Here is a 16737-nt window from a genome sequence, read left to right as displayed (position 1 = left end):
GGATATCAAAGTGAGCACGCGCGTCCCCTTCCAACATATCGATGCTGCCAACGCGGAGACGTTGATCAGCAGCGGCAACATCATCATCCTCGATGTCCGCGAGGCCGATTCATTCGAGCGCGGCCATATCGACGGAGCGAAGAACGCCACCATCGCAAATCTGTTCAACATCCTCGATGGCGTGGCGAGGGACAGGTCCATTCTGGTCTATTGCTATCATGGCTATGCCAGCCAGGAGTTCGGTCAGCTCCTCTCGGATTTTTGCTATACGAACGTCTACAGCCTCAACGGCGGCTACGAGGCCTGGATCAATCGCGCCGACACTCTTGCCGGTTAGGTCGCACGCGCCGGCTTCCATCGCTGACTCTGCTCGAATAATCACGTCGCCTTTCGGACATTGCCCGCTGTCGCGAATGTTACGCGCGCGCCGGCTCGGCTGTTGGGAAGGCCGCATCATACTGATTTCGCGTGTTTACTTGGACGTCGGCCGATCCGGCCCCGGTCTTGCTTTGGCCTTAGGCAATCGCAGAGGAAGGCCATTGAGCACTTCAGAAAAGACCGGCAGGGGCCAGCCCTTTCACCCCATCGCTTTGATTCTCGGCACCAACGAGATCGCCTCGGCGATCGCGGCCTATCTGCATCATCGCGGCTATGGCGTCGTCCTGTCTCACGATCCGATCCCGCCCGTCATTCGCCGCAAAATGGCTTTCCACGACGCACTGTTCGACGAGATTATCGACATCGATGGCGTCGGCGCCGTCCGCGCCGATAGCGGATTGGAAGTCCAGGCGGGGCTCGCGCGCAGGAATGGCGTCATCATCACCGAGCTTGGAATTCTCGATCTGATGATCCTGCGCACGCTCAATATTCTGATTGATGCGCGGATGCAGAAGTATCAAGTGACGCCAGATTTGCGGCGCCTTGCGCACGTAACCATAGGGCTTGGGCCCGGTTTCACGGCGGAGAACAATTGCGATATCGCAATTGAAACACGACCGGGGAAAGCCGGACGCATCATTCGCAGCGGCGCGACCGACGCGCCGGATGGCGCGCCGGACTTGCTCGGCACGCGCGGTGCGGAACGCTTCGTACGATCGGCCTTCGCCGGACGCTGGCATTCGCCCCTCGAAATCGGCACGCGGATTTTCAAGGACTTCGTCGTCGGCCATTTAGGCGGCGATCCGATACGGGCGCCTTTTGACGGCATTCTGCGCGGCGTCGTTCGCGACGGAACCGAAGTCCCCGCAGATGTAAAGCTGCTGGAGATCGATCCGCGCGGCCGCAACGCCAAATTCACCGGCATCGACAGCCGTGGTCATGCGATTGCAAAAGCCGTCTGCAATGCCCTCAGCCACATTGAAAGCGGGACTGAGCCGCCGACGAGCAAGCGCGGACGCAGACTCTACCTCGTTCGCTGATGGGAACGGTCACAGCTTTTCGTCCGCGCCGCGAGCCGGACGCCGTCAATTTCGGCGATCTGCCGCCGGCGATAGATGCCCTGCTGCAGGAGGGCGTGCGCGCCTATCGTACCGACCCTGTGGAAGCCGATCGCTTCTTTCGCGAAGCGCGCGCTGCAGCGCCGGCCGAGCTCGCGACCTATTTCTGCCTCTACAAAATCCACACCTATGGCGGCAACCTTGAAGCTGCGGAAGAAACCGCACAAAGCGGCCTCCAGGAGGCGGCGCGGCAAGCCGGGTGGCCACGCGACTGGCGACAATGGCAGGCGCCCTGCGCTCTCGATGGCCCCGGCCGCTTTGCACTTTATACGCTGAAGGCGCTCGCCTTCATCAGCCTGCGCCAGGCCGATCGCGCACGCGCGCGCGAAATTCTCGACGCGCTTGAAAAGTTCGATCCGACCGGCGCCGTTGGCTGGTCGGTCGTCGCGGCGATCGCCGACGGCAGTGCCTGAACACGCACGTCGTAGCGCGCTTCGCGTCGGCGAAAACGCGTGGCACTCAGTTTGCACTAACTCCAATGTGGCGGCGGAGCACACGTTGCCAAACGAGATCGCGTAGGGATTATGACAAACAACTTCATCTCGCAGACTTGCAGCATCAAGCTTTCGATGACGAAAGATGCCCTGCTGCGGATCGTCTCAAACTACGGTGCGCGGCGATCATCGCTGGTGATGTTCGATCCGAAGTTGGGATCTTGATATGACCCAGGAGGTGGAAACCCTACAAGAACTCGCCGATCAAAAATATAAATACGGATTTGTTTCCGATATCGCGAGCGAGTTCGCTCCAAAGGGCCTGAACGAGGACATCGTTCGCTTCATCTCGGCCAAGAAGAACGAGCCGGAATGGATGCTGGAATGGCGGCTGGACGCCTATCGGCGCTGGATCAAGATGGAAGAGCCGGCTTGGGCCCGCGTGAACTACCCGAAGATCGACTTTCAGGACTTTTATTACTACGCCGCGCCGAAAGGCGATGGCGAGAAGCCGAAGAGCCTCGACGAGATCGACCCGGAGCTTTTGCGGACCTATGAGAAGCTCGGTATCCCGCTCTCGGAACAGAAAATGCTCTCCGGCGTCGCGGTCGATGCGGTGTTCGACTCGGTCTCGGTCGCGACGACCTTCAAGGCGACGCTCGAAGAAGCCGGCGTGATTTTTTGCCCGATCTCGGAGGCTTTGCAGAAGCATCCGGAACTCGTACGCAAATATCTCGGCTCGGTCGTGCCACCGACCGATAATTATTATGCGACGTTGAATTGCGCGGTCTTCTCAGACGGCTCCTTCGTCTATGTGCCCGAGGGCGTGCGCTGTCCGATGGAGCTCTCGACCTATTTCCGCATCAACGCATCGAAGACGGGCCAGTTCGAACGTACTTTGATTATCGTCGACAAAGGCGCCTATGTCTCCTATCTCGAAGGCTGCACCGCGCCGCAGCGCGACGAGAACCAGTTGCATGCCGCAGTTGTCGAGCTTGTCGCACTCGAAGGGGCGGAGATAAAATATTCGACCGTCCAGAACTGGTATCCCGGCGACGAGAACGGCAAAGGCGGCATTTATAATTTCGTGACCAAGCGCGGCGATTGCCGTGGCGCCAATTCCAAGATTTCCTGGACGCAGGTCGAGACGGGTTCAGCCGTCACCTGGAAATATCCGTCCTGCATCCTGCGCGGCGAGAATTCGGTCGGCGAATTCTATTCGATTGCTATCACCAACAATTACCAGCAGGCCGATACCGGCACGAAGATGATTCATCTTGGCAAGAATACCAAGAGCCGCATCGTCTCGAAGGGCATATCGGCCGGCTATGCGCAGAACACCTATCGCGGGTTGGTCAGCGTCAATTCGAAGGCGGATGGCGCGCGCAACTTCACCCAATGCGACTCTCTGCTCATCGGCGCGAAGTGCGGCGCCCATACGGTTCCTTACATCGTCTCGCGCAATCCGACCGCCATCCTCGAACACGAGGCGACAACCTCGAAGATCAGCGACGATCAGCTCTTCTATTGTCTTTCGCGAGGCATCCCCGCCGAACAGGCGGTGGCGCTCATCGTCAATGGCTTCTGCCGCGAGGTCTTGCAACAATTGCCGATGGAATTCGCCGTCGAGGCGCAGAAGCTGGTCGGCATCAGTCTCGAAGGGAGCGTCGGATAATGCTCGAGATCAAGGATCTCTACGCCAATATCAATGGCAAGGACATTCTGAAGGGTGTCACGCTCAACATTCCAGCCGGCGAAGTGCACGCCCTCATGGGGCCGAATGGCGCCGGCAAATCGACGACGTCTTATACGCTTGCCGGGCGCGAGGGCTATAATGTCACGAGCGGCTCTGTCACGCTCGACAACGAAGATATTCTGCCGCTCTCGCCGGAAGAGCGCGCGGCGAAGGGCATTTTCCTCGCCTTTCAATATCCGTTGGAGATTCCCGGCGTCTCCACGCTGAACTTCCTCAAGACGGCGCTGAACGCGCAGCGCCAGACGCGCGGCGAGCCGGAACTCGACGCCGTGCAATTCCTGAAGCTCGTGCGCGAAACGGCCAAGAAGCTCAATGTCACGGAAGAGATGCTGAAACGCCCGCTCAACGTCGGCTTTTCCGGCGGCGAGAAGAAGCGCAACGAGATTTTGCAGATGGCGCTGCTGAAGCCGAAGCTTGCCATCCTGGACGAAACCGATTCCGGTCTCGACATCGACGCCTTGAAGCTTGTCGCCGAGGGCGTCAACGCTTTGCGCGCGCCGGATCGCAGCTTCCTCGTCATCACGCACTATCAGCGGCTACTGGATTTCATTGTTCCGGACCGCGTGCATATCTTCGCCAACGGGCGAATCGTGCGCTCCGGCGACAAGACGCTCGCGCATCAGCTCGAGGCCGAAGGCTATGAGGGCCTGATCGGTAAAGCCGCGTGAGGGCGTCATGAGCGATATCGTTTCACTCAGGAACCTGCTCTCCGGCGCAGCCAAATTCGATAGCGGCAAGCAGGGGCTCGGCGCTTTGCGCAACCAGGCCCGCGCCGAATTCGTCGCTCACGGCCTGCCGACCCGGCGGCTCGAAACCTGGAAATATTCTGACCTGTCTCAGGCCCTGAATGAGACGACACGGCCGGCGGAAGCGCCGCGCGACGCCCTCACCATTCCCGGCGCGGCGCAGGCGCGCTTCGAGAACGGTGTGCTTGACGCCAATTCTGACTTCCACCGGATCGGCGCATTGTCGCTCATGCCCGTGCTCGCCGGGGCAGCCCCGGATCTCGCCGCGCAAATCGGGACTGTCAATCCGCTCAAGGATCACCCGATCGTCAATCTCAATACGGCGGTCATGAGCGACGGCCTGGTGCTCAACGTCGGCAAGGGCGTTTCCGGCCCGCTGCACGTCAGTTTCATCTGGCGGCCTGAAGAGGGCATGCGCGCTCCCGAAGGCGGCCATCTGCGTCTTTTCATCCAAATTGAGAAGGACACCGAATTCACGCTGATCGAGACGCACGACGGCGCCTCATCACTCGCGACAATCGTCAGCGAGTTTCGGCTCGCAAACGGCGCCCGGCTCAACCATCTGCGGATTGACCGGCTCGGCCCGGCCGCGCGCCAATCGGCGGTCACGCTCGCCGAAATTGGCGCTGCGGCGTCCTACCGCGCCTTCTATCTCTCAGAAGGCGGCCATTTCGCGCGCCACGAGGCGCAGTTGAAGCTCATCGGCGAGGAGGCGCGGGCAAATATTGACGGCGCCTATCTCGTCGGCAACGGCCGCCATTGCGACAATACAACAGTCATGACCCATGCTGCGCCGAACACATCGAGCCGGCAGAGCTTTCGTGGCGTGCTGGCAGGGCGCTCCCGCGGCGTTTTCCAGGGCTGTGTGCAGGTCGCGCAGGAAGCGCAGCGTACGGACGCCTATCAGATGAGCCGCGCCCTACTTTTGTCGCGCGAGGCGGAAATCGCGACCAAGCCCGAGCTTGAGATTTTCGCCGACGATGTGAAGTGCAGCCACGGCGCGACGGCGGGCGAACTCGATGCGGCGGCGCTGTTCTTCCTGCGGGCCCGCGGTATTCCGGAGGCCGAGGCACGCGCCCTGCTCGTGCGGGCCTTCTTGTTCGAAGCATTCGACGCCATCGAGAGCGCCGATTTGCGCGACCTCGTCTCCAGCTGCTCCGACACATGGCTGGAGCACCATGCAAAAGAGGTCAACCATGTCGGCTAGCATCACGGCGCCACGCGTGGATTGTCCGGCGCAATTCGACGTCGCAGCGTTGCGCGCGGAATTCCCGATCCTCTCACGCCAGGTGAACGGCAAGCCGCTCGTCTATCTCGATAACGGGGCCTCCGCACAGAAGCCGCGCGTCGTTCTGGACGCGATCAACGACGCCTATGCCTCGACCTATGCCAATGTCCATCGCGGCGCCCATTTCCTCTCGGCGGAATCGACCGCGCTTTACGAAGCGGCGCGCGAGTCTGTGCGGCGCTTCCTCAATGCTGCCTCAGTGGACGAAATCATCTTCACCAAGGGCGGCACGGACTCGATCAATCTCGTCGCGGACAGCCTCGGCGCCGAGATCGTGCCGGGCGACGAAATCATCATCACCGAGATGGAGCACCACGCCAACATCGTCCCGTGGCACTTCCTGCGCGAGCGCAAGGGTGCCGTGTTGCGCTGGGCCCGGCTGACAGATGACGATCGCCTCGATCTCGAAAGCTTTGCCAAGCTACTGACGCCGCGGACCCGGATCGTCGCGGTGACGCATATGTCGAACGTTCTCGGCACCGTAACGCCGCTCCGCGAGATCATTCACCTCGCTCATGCGGCGGGCGCCAAGATTCTGATCGACGGCTGCCAAGGCTCGGTGCATGCGCCAGTCGACGTGCAAGTGCTCGATTGCGATTTCTACGCCAGTACTGGTCACAAGCTCTATGGTCCGACCGGTGTCGGCTTTCTTTACGGCAAGCTCGCGCTTCTCAATTCGATGCGGCCCTACCAGGGCGGCGGCGACATGATCGACATCGTCACCGAAGACAATGTGACCTATGCGCCGTCGCCGCATCGGTTCGAAGCCGGTACGCCGCCGATCGTCCAGGCGATCGGGCTCGGCGTCGCACTCGACTGGTTGTCCGGGCTTGATCGCGCGGCGATCGCGACACATGAGACAGATCTGCTGGCGCATGCGACCGAGGAAATGAACCGCATCGACAAAGTGCAGATTCTCGGCCGCGCCCCTGACAAAGGCGCGATCCTCACCTTCAATATCGCCGGCGCCCACGCGCACGACGTCGCGACACTGCTCGATCAAGCGGGCGTGGCAGTGCGGGCTGGAACCCATTGCGCGCAACCGCTGATGAAGCGCTACGGCGTCACCTCCTCCTGCCGCGCCTCCTTCGCGCTTTACAATACGCATCATGAGGTGGAGGCGCTCGTCACGGCGATCCGTAAAGCGCTGGAGCTCCTCGCGTAATGGACTCCGCGTCTCTCGACACCGAAACCGAAGGGCTGCCGGCGTCCGAAACGTTGCATCCTTTGGCGGAGACGGTGATCGCAGCCTTGCGGACCGTGCACGATCCGGAAATTCCGCTCAACATTTACGATCTCGGGCTCATTTACCGTATCGCAGGAAAGGGACCGGACATCGAGATCGATATGACTTTGACAGCACCGGGATGCCCGGTCGCGAGCGAGATTGTGCGTTCTGTCGAGGAAGCCGTCCGCGCCGCACCCGGCGTCCGCACGGTTGCGGTCAAACTGGTCTTCGATCCACCCTGGGACCAATCGAAAATGTCGGACGAGGCCAAGCTTCATCTCGGCCTTCTTTAGGCGGTGCTTGCCAATCCCCGCGCGGTTTTCGCTCGCGAACGCTGAGGCGGTTTGGGCGATATTGACTGTTCGCCTGCCAAAATCTCCCGGAATCCCTTCAAAAACATCCGCTTCAGGGCGCTCCGTGATTTGGAGGATAATCCTCCCGGAAAGCCGCTCGCTGACGGAGCAAGTACGGATGCGCCTGGGAAGAATATTCGCGTCGATAGTCTTCTTCGCGCCGCTCGGCGGTCCGACGCTGGCCGCCCCCGTTGCCCATACTGTGGACGGGACGCTCGATCTCGCCCAGATGGAAGCCGCGGCCGCGGCGGCCTTCGAGAGGCTCAACAAAGATAGCGACACGACACTTGATTATAGCGAAGCCAAGGGGCGGCTGAGCAAGGATGCATTTCTCGCCGCCGATCCGGATGCCGACAAAACGCTGAGCAAACAAGAATATGTCGAGATGGCAGAAAAGCTGTTCAATGCCGCCGACACCAATAATGACGGCGTGCTCGACGCCAAAGAACTCCGAAGCCATGCCGGACAGGCCTTGCTGCGACTGCTTCAATAGGGCCGCCACCGACAAGTGCTGCTGCCTTATGCGTCACCGGCCGTCGCTTCGGGAGAAACTCCCGAGCACTTTAGGTAAGCCTTCCATAGCTCCATTCCTTTAGTCCCGACTAGCATTGGAACATGGCACGCAAAAGTAGGACGCGCACCTAGAACGCGCCGCAGAAAGAGGCGTCCGCGAAACTGCGGACGTTTACCCCTGACATAAAAGACTTCACGCGCCGTAACGTCTGCGCTCGATCGGCCAATGCCGCATCGGGCGGGGCTGTCCCTAGTGGAAGAGGAAACGTCATGACATGTAGAGGGAAGCTTTTGCTATTGGCAGGAGCTGTGGTTGGGCTAGTCGCTATGGCCGGTCCCAGCTTCGCCAATTCGGATATTGTTGAGCGCGAAAAAAACCCCAATCTCTGGCCGGTGACGGGCGGCGATTTCGGTCTGAAGCGCCACAGCACGCTCAGCGACATCAATAAAGACAATGTCGACAAGCTGCAGATGGTCTGGTCGCAGTCGAGCGGCGCCCTGCGCGGCCACGAGGGCCAGCCCCTCGTCGTCGAAGTCGATGGCAAGCCGATGATGTATTTGGTCAGCGCGTGGCCCAACATCGTACAGGCGCTCGACCTGTCGGATCCCGACAATCCGAAGGAAATCTGGAACTACGACAAGAAGACGGATCGCGATATTTCGGCCGTGCCGCGCGCCTGCTGCGACACAGTGAACCGCGGTCTCTCCTACGCCGAGGGTGAAGTTGTCTTCGGAACTCTCGACGGCTTCGTGATCGCCCTGAATGCCAAGACCGGCAAGGAAATCTGGGTCGTCAAACATGCCTATCCGGAGCATGGCGAGACGCAGACCAACGCGCCGATGATCGCTGAAAACCTGGTCATCGCAGGCTTCGGCGGTGACGAATTCGCGGCCCGCGGCCGTCTCGACGCCTATGACCTCAAGACCGGCAAGCTGGTCTGGAGCAAGGAGAGCAACGGCAAAGACGAGGAAATCGGTATCACGGCCGACTCGAACAAAGACAATAACCGCCATGATTTGACCCAGCACCAGGGCTTCACCTATCCCGGTGACGAGTGGAAGCGTGGCGGCGGTTCGCCCTGGGCCTGGTACAGCTACGATCCGGAACTGAAGCTCATCTATGAGTCGAACGGCAACCCCGGCAACTGGAGCCCGACGACCCGCTGCGGTGAAAATCCCCCGACGCAAGAGGGTTGTAACTCCGGCAAGTGGGACAACAAATGGTCGATGACCATTTTCGCCCGCCACGTGGAAGACGGAACGGTCGCCTGGAACTACCAGATGACGCCTTTCGATCAATGGGACTATGACGGCGTCAACGAAAACATCCTCGTCGACTTCCCCAACATCGATGGCAAGCCGGTCAAGGCTCTCGTCCACTTCGATCGTAACGGCTTTGCCTACGTGCTCAACCGCGTAACTGGCGAGCTGCTGCGCGCGAGCAAGTTCGTCGCCGTTAACTGGGCGGAGCGGATCGACCTGAAGACCGGCCGTCCGGTCAAGGTCTACGAGCATTCGCCGCTGAAAGTCGGCGTCAACACGCAGGCCTGCCCGTCGGCAATGGGCGGGAAGGATCAACAACCTTGCGCGGTGGACCCTAAGGAGCCGAGCAAATTCTATTGCTCGACCAACAACTGGTGCATGGAAGACGAACCGCAGCAGCGCGTGAGCTTCCAGCAGGGCACAGTCTATGTCTTCGCCAACGTCTACATGTACGAAGAGAAGCCCGGTGTTGCCGGTCGCTTCAAGAAGTTCGACGTGTTGACGGGTAAGGTAGACTGGGACATCCCGGATCCGTATCCGAACTGGAGCGGTGCTCTGGTCACGGACGGCGGCCTGGCGTTCTACGGCAGCCTTGGCGGTGACTTCCGCGCGGTCGATCGCGATACCGGAAAGATCCTTTGGCATCGTAAGCTTGCCTCGGGCATCATCGGTAACCCGATCACCTACAAGATCGACGGCAAGCAATATGTGTCGGTCTGGAGCGGTATCGGCGGCTGGATCGGCCTGCCCGTCACTGCCGGTCTCGACATGAGCGACAAGTTCGGCGCGATTGGTGCGACGGCCATGGCGAAGGCCACCGGCCTTCCCATGATCCCGCAGGGCGGCACGCTCTTCACGTTCCGTGAATATTGATTAGCAGATTCTAACTGCGAGCCCTGGCGCGTCCCGCATGCGCCAGGGTCTTTTGTTTTTGGTTGCCAGTTTGAAGGTTCCCGCGATGAACATCCGCAGTATCTCGATCGCGACCGTCGTGGTCGCAAATTTTGCATTCCTCCCATCCGCCTTTGCCCAAACCGACTTCGAGGACATGACCTCCGCGCAAAAGCTGGAAGCGCGCAATGCTGCGGCTAAAATGCATATGGAGGAGATCAAGTTTTGCGCCGATGGCGGCAATTTGCCCTTCTCCAATCTCAAAGGCGAGGGGTTCGAGAACAAGATCGCCGAGATTATCGCCAATGCGGTTGGCGCGCAGCTCACCTATTACTGGCGGCCGTCGCTCGAGCGCGGTGCGACACGCGCAGTCTTCGACAACAGCGTCTGCGACGTCCTGATCGATGTTCCCGCCAATTGGGAAGGCGCGCTCACCACGCTGCCGTTATATCGCACGACCTACGTGCTCGCCTATCGTAACGACAAGGGCATAAAGCCGTTCAAATCGCTCGACGATCCGCAGCTCAAAAATTTGCGCATCGGCGTGTACGAAACCTCCGCCCTGCGCGAGGCGCTTGCGAAGCGTGGTATCACCAAGGTCGATGTGCATCCCGTCACTTATGATGGCGATCTCGTCCTGGCGGACCAGCCCTGGTGGCAGGTCGAGCAGGTCGCGAAGGGCGATCTCGATGTCGCGGCGGTCTGGGGTCCGTTTGCCGGCTATGTGAAGGCTAAAAGAGGCGAGCCATTGACCATTCAACCGGTCAATCGGATGGACGACACAATCCCGCTCGAGTTCGATCTCGCGCTTGGCGTGCGCAGCACCGATGCCGTGCTCAAATATATGCTCGACGATGCAATCCAGAAGCATCGCGACGAGATCAAGAAAGTCCTGGAGGATTATGGCGTCCCGCTCGTCGAATGCGGCAGCTGCATCATTTCGGGCGACATACCCGCGCATGGCACCTATTTCACGCCGGCAATTCATTTAACCAAGCCGACCGACACGACGACCGGCGAGGCGCCGCATGTCGCTGATGCCACAGTCGATCAATGGCTGAAAGACGGTCTTGATCTCAACTCGGCGTTGAATGGCGCCGTGATCGACAGCGATCTTGAGCGTATCCGGTATCTGGTCAGCAAGGGTGCCGATGTCAACTCGCACGACGGTCTGGGGCAATATCTGATCCACATTGCCGCCGAGCAGCGCGATATGGACGTCATTTCCGAGCTCCTCGATGACGGTGCCAATATCGAGGTGCGGGACAATGACGGCTGGACGCCGCTGATGCACGCCGCCTCAAGCGACAACGTGCCCGCCATCCAGTTGCTTATCGCGCGCAAGGCCAAGGTCGACGCCACAACCGCGGACGGCTACACCGCGTTGGCCTATGCTCTGGCGGACGGCCACTTTGCTGCCGCTCAAGCCCTGGTCAATGCTGGCGCTTCTGTGTCAAAGGCGGTCGGGCCGGAGAAGTTGACGCCGCTGATGATTACCGCAAGCGAGCTCCCGCCACGCAATCGTATGATGGCTCTCGTCGAAGGCGTGAATGTTGTTGATATGGCGCGGCTTCTCGTCACGAAGGGGGCCGATGTAAATGCCAAATCGACCGCCGGCATGAGCGCACTGATGGTCGCCGCCGTTCACAACAATCCCTCAGTGATCGGCGTCCTCGCGCAGCTTGGCGCGGATTTGTCGGCCAAAGAGACGGGTGGCCGAACGGCACGCGAGCTCGCAGTGCTCAACGACAACCAGGCGGCCGCGCAAATTCTCGATGTGCTCGCTGCCACGAGCTCAAAATCGAAACGCTCCGATCCGACCGCAGGTGCTGAGGGAAAATCTCTCTGAGTTCATGGGTTGAATTCCCCTTCGCACGCCCATAGGCCTGTTCGGCCGTCGGATCGATCCGGAGCTTTGATGTCAAAAGCCACATGCGCTTTCATGCTGGCCGGGTGCTGCGCGAGCCTTTTGGCAAGTGCGGCACCTTTGGAAGCGCAAACTCCAGCCAGCAAACAGCCGATCCATTTGCGGCTTGTCTATCTTGGCAAAAATTACCGCGAGCCGACGCCGCTCTCATTCCTCGACCAGGTTGTCGGCGATAAGGGAATAGCCGGCGCGCGCGTCGGCACCGCCGATAACAACATCACCGGAAAATTCATCAATCAGGAAACCGATCTCGCGGAGGATATCCTTCCCGAGCAGGCCGACATTGTCCCCGAAGCCAAAAAAGTGCTGGACGCCGGAAACCGGCTTATCATCGCCGATCTTGAACCGACGGACCTCCTCGCCGTCGCTGATCTTCCCGAGGCGAAAGACGCCATTATTCTCGACGTCCGCACGAGCGACGACACGCTGCGCGGGGCGCAATGCCGCGGCAATATCTTCCACCTTTCTCCCAGCAACGCGATGCGCGCCGACGCGTTGGGGCAATTTCTTCTCTATAAGAAATGGACCCATTGGTTCTTCGTTCACGGTGTCAAACCGGCCGATCTCGATTATGTCGCGGCGGTTCGGCGTGCGGCATCGCGCTTCGGTGCGCGAATCGTCGCCGAGCGCAATTACACCTACGACGCCCGCACCCGGGATACCGATACCGGCCATCAGCAGACCGAGCAGCAGATGGCGCTGCTCACACAGAGCCTGCCTGATTACGACGTGATTTTCGTCGTCGACGAGGATGAGGCCTTCGGCGACTACCTGCTTTTCAATAGCACCGATCCGCGGCCTGTCGTCGGAACCCAGGGGCTCGTCGCGGCCGCCTGGCATCCCGCTTTTACGGAATTTTCCGGCAAGGAAATGCAGCGGCGCTTCGTGCGCCTCTCGCATCGGACGATGACCGAACGCGATTACGAGGCCTGGCTCGGCGTGCGCATCTTCGGCGAGGCCATGCTCCGCACTGGCGCGACTGATGCGAAGACCCTGCGGGATTACATACTTTCCGACAAATTCACGATCGCCGCCTTCAAGGGCGAGGGCCTTTCCTTTCGACGCTGGGACCAGCAATTGCGTCAGCCGATTCTTCTTGTTGGTCCTCGCGCGCTGGTCTCGATCGCGCCCATCGAGGGCTTCCTCCATCCGCGTTTCAATACCGATACGCTTGGCTATGACGAGCCGGAGACGAAATGCCATGCGCTCAAATAACACCCGTATCAGATGCTATCGTTTAGCCGCGCTCCTTGCGGTTCTTCTTGCGCCGGCTTTTGCGCCAGCCTCCGCCGCGACGCTGTTCGTCACGAGCGAGCGCGACAATACCGTGACCGTACTCGACAGCAAGACGATGGCCATCGAAACTGTCATCCCTGTGGGCACGCGGCCGCGCGGCATCGCGATCACGCCGGATCATCGCGAGATTTTTGTCTGTATCGGCGACGACGACCGGCTCGATGTCATCGACACGAAGACCCGCAAGGTCTCGCGGAGCATCCCCGACGTGCTCGATCCGGAACTCGTTGCAATCGATCCGGTGGGCAAGCGCGTCTACGCGGCCAACGAGGAGGACTCACAAGTTACAGTCATTGATCGCGCCAGCGGCAAGATTGTCGGCACAGTGGGCGTGGGCGCGGAGCCGGAGGGCCTGAGCATCAGCCCCGACCTTGCCACCGTGGTCAATACCTCCGAGCTGACGAGCATGGCGCATTTCATCAATACGAAGACGCTCACGATCGAGGACAATGTTCTCGTCGATCAACGCCCACGCGAGGCGCAATATACGCACGACGGCAAACAGGTCTGGGTTTCCGCCGAGGTCGGCGGCACCGTTTCGGTGATCGACGCCCAGAAACGCACGATCATCGGAAAGATCAATTTCGATATTCCGGGCGTCCAGCCGGAGCTGATCCAGCCGGTCGGCATCGTATTTTCCAAGGACGGAAAGCTCGCCTTCGTCGCGCTCAGCCACGCCAACCGTGTTGCGGTGGTCGATACGGCAACGCTCGCCCCGACGTCTTATATCCTCGTCGGCGAGCGTCCGTGGCACATGGCACTCGACCCGGATGGCTCGAAACTCTATGTCGCCAATGGCAACACCAATGACCTGACCGTGATCGATGTCCCGACTCTGAAGGCCGTGCGATCGGTCAACGTCGGCCATCTGCCGTGGGGCGTCGTGGCGATGCCGTAAGCGGGCCGCTTACGGCTCCCGCATCTGGTAGGTCAGTCGAATGAGATCCGACGTGCGCTCGACGCCGAGCTTGCCTTTGATGATGCTGCAAGCGTTAGCGACCGTCTTGTAAGTGATGCCCAGCGCCGCGGCGATGGCGGCGAAATTCTTTCCCTCTCCCAACAGGCGCACGATGTCGATTTCGCGTGTCGTCAGCTTTTCGAGCGGATTTGCGCCGCCATATTGCGAGACGACCAATTGTGCGGCGATCTCGCGCTCGACATAACGGCCGCCGGCTGCGACCTCGCGCACGGCGGCGATGAGTTCATCGGCCGAGGCCATCTTGCTGACATAGCCACGCGCGCCGGCGTTCAAGGTCCGCGACACGTAGATCGGCTCGGCGTGCATGCTGAGAACAACAACCTTGACCTGACGGTTTTCAAGAAGAAGCCGCCGCAGAAGCTCGAAGCCGCTCGAATTTGGAAGATTGAGATCGAGCAGCAGAACGTCAGGCGCTTTGGAGCGGTACAATGAAAGCGCCTCACGCGCCGACGAGGCCTCGAACACCTCCGTCTCCGGCAGCGCGGCCAGAAGCCGGCGCACGCCCTCGCGCACCACGACATGATCGTCGATAATCAAAATCCTCATGGCACCGTCTCCGAAGCTGCCAGTTCGAGAGCGTCGATAGGCAATTTTGCAAGGATCTCGGCGCCTTCGCCTTCGGATCGATTGGAAACCGCCAACGACCCACCAAGTGCATCGATACGCTCGCGCATGCCGATGAGGCCATAACCCGCACGACGGTGCCCGGCGGAGAACCCGCTGCCATTATCACTTACCACAACGACAAGCTGATTTTCCTCATCGATATTGGCCCGCAACGCGATCGACGTCGGGTTGCCGTGTCGCAGAGCGTTATTCAATCCCTCCTGGAATATCCGGTAGACCGTCGCATCGAGCCTCTCGCCGAAGCTTTCACAATCGAGATCGACCGTAATATCGACGTCCGGACGCCGCCGGCTCCAGAACTGGACCAGGTTTCCGACGGCTTGATCCAGCCCAAGATCGAGCAGCACCGCGGGACGCAATTTGCCCAGCATCGAGCGCACATGGCGCTGGATTTCGGAGACGGTACTCGCTATCGCTTCGAGCCGTGCGCTCGCCGGCGCCGTGCTTGCGGCGCCCTGGCGCTGCAAGGTCGATACGTCGATGTTGAGCGCAAAGAGCAGCGGACCGATCTCGTCGTGCAGATCGCGCGCGAGATCCGCACGCTCTTCTTCCTGAACATTTGTAAGCTGCTGCTGCAGTTTCGCATTCTGCTGCTCGGTGTCGTCGAGCCGGACGACCATGTCGTTGAAGCAGCGCGAGAGATCGACAATCTCCGGCGCGCCGCGTTCTTCGATGCGCGGGCTATAATCGCCCCGGCCGATCTGACGAAAGGCCGCCGTCATCTTCTGCAAGAGCGCCAGCGGCCGCCCCAGAGTGAAATAAACCAGCAGCAGGACGAGAATGCAAAACAGCGCCAGTATGCCGAGCGTCAGTTGAAAATCGCTCCAGGCCTCGTCGATCTCGTTATGCGAATCGCTCACCAGCAAAATCGTGCCGTACTTGGCGAACGGCGCCGGCAGCGCGAGGCGGACGATATAAGGATCGCGCGCAAGCAGATGATTGAACCAGAACGGCGATGGTTCGGTGGGGATCAGCAATGTCGATTTGGCGATCGGCAAGCCACGCTCGTCCATCAGAAAAGCCTGAAGATGGCGGTTGCCGTCGAAATCCTGAATGAGAAGCTCGAGCTGGCGGAGCGGATTCACCGCCTCCTCGGCGTCGTCCGTCGCATTCTGCACCGTGTGGATGCCGACGCTGACCGCGGCCTGCATTTCGGTGTCGACCTTCTGCACGGCGTCGAAATAGATCAGAAGGCAGCCGACAATCAGCGTGAAAGCGAGGACGCCGGCAATGGAAGCGATCAGGCGCAGCCGAAGCGACAAAACAACCTCATCTCAATTGCCAAGCGCGACCAGCGGTGGCGCGGCGATAACGATATAGGTCGCTTTGGCCTTGCAGACGAAGGAAATGTGCTGATTTCTCCCTTCTTAAACTTCCTCAAAATAGCAAGAATTTTTCTTGGTTCGGCACTACGCAGCGCAGCATGCGATTTCTTGCTGCTGCAAAGCCGACACCCGAACGACGTCGCCTGAGCCGGGGGCTCCTTCAAGTCGCAACCGAAGCTCCCGGCAGACAATCGACCCGCGCCGCATAAGCGGACCGTCTTTAACTCACAGGCCGGATAATCCACGAACGAGACGATCTGGCCGTGTGTGGCTCATTCCGCGGCGTGACGTTTGGGATTATCCAGCGTCTGGATCACGTCGAAGCCTTCGAATTCCGGATGGCCCAGGGTCTTCGGCTTTTCATCGCCGGCGCGGGCATGCGCGACACGAAACTGCTCGGAATTCGTCCAGGCCGTGAAGGTCTCCTTGTTGGCCCAAATGGTATGCGAAGCATAGAGGACGTAGTCCTCATGTTCCGGCCCCTTCAGCAGACGAAACTCGACAAAGCCCGGGACTTCGTCAAGCCGCGAGGTACGTGTGAGCCAGACCTGCTCGAAGGCATGGGCCTGGTCTTTCAGCACCTTGAAGCGGTTCATCGCGATAAAATTCGACATG

At 60.1% G+C, this 16737-nt stretch carries 16 protein-coding genes; 13 read left to right on the top strand and 3 right to left on the bottom strand.

The features are described 5' to 3' along the window. The first annotated feature begins 10 nt into the window (after positions 1 to 10). From CWB41_RS08030 to CWB41_RS07970, 13 genes are all read left to right on the top strand, one after another. Positions 11 to 337, top strand: coding sequence for a rhodanese-like domain-containing protein (locus CWB41_RS08030; RefSeq protein ID WP_165204171.1), 327 nt, complete (start codon positions 11 to 13; stop codon positions 335 to 337). A 202-nt stretch (positions 338 to 539) separates the two neighbouring features. Beyond that, positions 540 to 1418 (top strand): xanthine dehydrogenase, encoded by an 879-nt coding sequence (locus CWB41_RS08025; protein WP_165204168.1) that lies wholly within the window; start codon positions 540 to 542, stop codon positions 1416 to 1418. Next, on the top strand, positions 1418 to 1909 hold the full coding sequence (locus CWB41_RS08020; RefSeq protein WP_115834774.1) for a hypothetical protein: 492 nt from the start codon (positions 1418 to 1420) through the stop codon (positions 1907 to 1909). Before CWB41_RS08025 ends, CWB41_RS08020 begins: the two co-directional genes overlap by 1 nt. Positions 1910 to 2156: 247 nt before the next feature. Then, complete coding sequence (sufB, locus tag CWB41_RS08015; protein ID WP_115834775.1) at positions 2157 to 3605, top strand: Fe-S cluster assembly protein SufB; 1449 nt, start codon at positions 2157 to 2159, stop codon at positions 3603 to 3605. Next, positions 3605 to 4354 (top strand): Fe-S cluster assembly ATPase SufC, encoded by a 750-nt coding sequence (gene sufC, locus CWB41_RS08010; RefSeq protein ID WP_115834776.1) that lies wholly within the window; start codon positions 3605 to 3607, stop codon positions 4352 to 4354. Before sufB ends, sufC begins: the two co-directional genes overlap by 1 nt. Before the next feature lie 7 nt (positions 4355 to 4361). Beyond that, positions 4362 to 5639, top strand: a complete 1278-nt coding sequence (sufD, locus tag CWB41_RS08005; protein WP_115834777.1) for a Fe-S cluster assembly protein SufD — start codon at positions 4362 to 4364, stop codon at positions 5637 to 5639. Next, entirely contained in the window at positions 5629 to 6885 is a 1257-nt protein-coding gene (locus CWB41_RS08000) for a cysteine desulfurase (protein ID WP_115834778.1), read from the top strand. Before sufD ends, CWB41_RS08000 begins: the two co-directional genes overlap by 11 nt. Continuing rightward, on the top strand, positions 6885 to 7241 hold the full coding sequence (locus CWB41_RS07995; protein WP_115834779.1) for an iron-sulfur cluster assembly protein: 357 nt from the start codon (positions 6885 to 6887) through the stop codon (positions 7239 to 7241). The genes CWB41_RS08000 and CWB41_RS07995 overlap by 1 nt, the downstream gene beginning before the upstream one ends. 61 nt (positions 7242 to 7302) lie before the next feature. Next, positions 7303 to 7794, top strand: a complete 492-nt coding sequence (locus tag CWB41_RS07990; RefSeq protein WP_245411097.1) for an EF-hand domain-containing protein — start codon at positions 7303 to 7305, stop codon at positions 7792 to 7794. A 347-nt stretch (positions 7795 to 8141) separates the two neighbouring features. Further along, complete coding sequence (locus CWB41_RS07985) at positions 8142 to 9950, top strand: PQQ-dependent dehydrogenase, methanol/ethanol family (RefSeq protein WP_245411098.1); 1809 nt, start codon at positions 8142 to 8144, stop codon at positions 9948 to 9950. Positions 9951 to 10035: 85 nt separating this feature from the next. After that, positions 10036 to 11817, top strand: a complete 1782-nt coding sequence (locus tag CWB41_RS07980) for a quinoprotein dehydrogenase-associated putative ABC transporter substrate-binding protein (protein WP_165204165.1) — start codon at positions 10036 to 10038, stop codon at positions 11815 to 11817. 69 nt (positions 11818 to 11886) lie between these two features. Beyond that, a complete protein-coding gene (locus tag CWB41_RS07975) occupies positions 11887 to 13110 on the top strand; it encodes an ABC transporter substrate-binding protein (RefSeq protein WP_115834783.1) in 1224 nt (407 codons plus the stop codon). After that, positions 13097 to 14089: a PQQ-dependent catabolism-associated beta-propeller protein gene (locus CWB41_RS07970; RefSeq protein WP_115834784.1), complete on the top strand. Its 993-nt coding sequence runs from the start codon at positions 13097 to 13099 to the stop codon at positions 14087 to 14089. Before CWB41_RS07975 ends, CWB41_RS07970 begins: the two co-directional genes overlap by 14 nt. Before the next feature lie 9 nt (positions 14090 to 14098). Here CWB41_RS07970 and CWB41_RS07965 read toward each other — a convergent pair whose 3' ends face one another. The 3 genes from CWB41_RS07965 to hmuQ all read right to left on the bottom strand — a co-directional run bounded on the left by CWB41_RS07965 (position 14099) and on the right by hmuQ (position 16736). After that, positions 14099 to 14716 carry a response regulator transcription factor gene (locus tag CWB41_RS07965; protein ID WP_115834785.1) on the bottom strand — a complete coding sequence of 206 codons (618 nt, stop codon included), beginning with the start codon at positions 14714 to 14716 and terminating at the stop codon, positions 14099 to 14101. Then, positions 14713 to 16059: a sensor histidine kinase gene (locus CWB41_RS07960; protein WP_115834786.1), complete on the bottom strand. Its 1347-nt coding sequence runs from the start codon at positions 16057 to 16059 to the stop codon at positions 14713 to 14715. The genes CWB41_RS07965 and CWB41_RS07960 overlap by 4 nt, the downstream gene beginning before the upstream one ends. A gap of 335 nt (positions 16060 to 16394) precedes the next feature. Then, positions 16395 to 16736, bottom strand: a complete 342-nt coding sequence (hmuQ, locus tag CWB41_RS07955) for a heme-degrading protein HmuQ (RefSeq protein WP_115834787.1) — start codon at positions 16734 to 16736, stop codon at positions 16395 to 16397. Position 16737 lies beyond the last annotated feature (1 nt).

The sequence above is a fragment of the Methylovirgula ligni genome (assembly GCF_004135935.1).
Classification (GTDB): Bacteria; Pseudomonadota; Alphaproteobacteria; order Rhizobiales; family Beijerinckiaceae; genus Methylovirgula; species Methylovirgula ligni.
The sequence above is the reverse complement of the archived record's forward strand: the minus strand, read 5'-3'. Positions and strand labels throughout refer to the sequence as shown.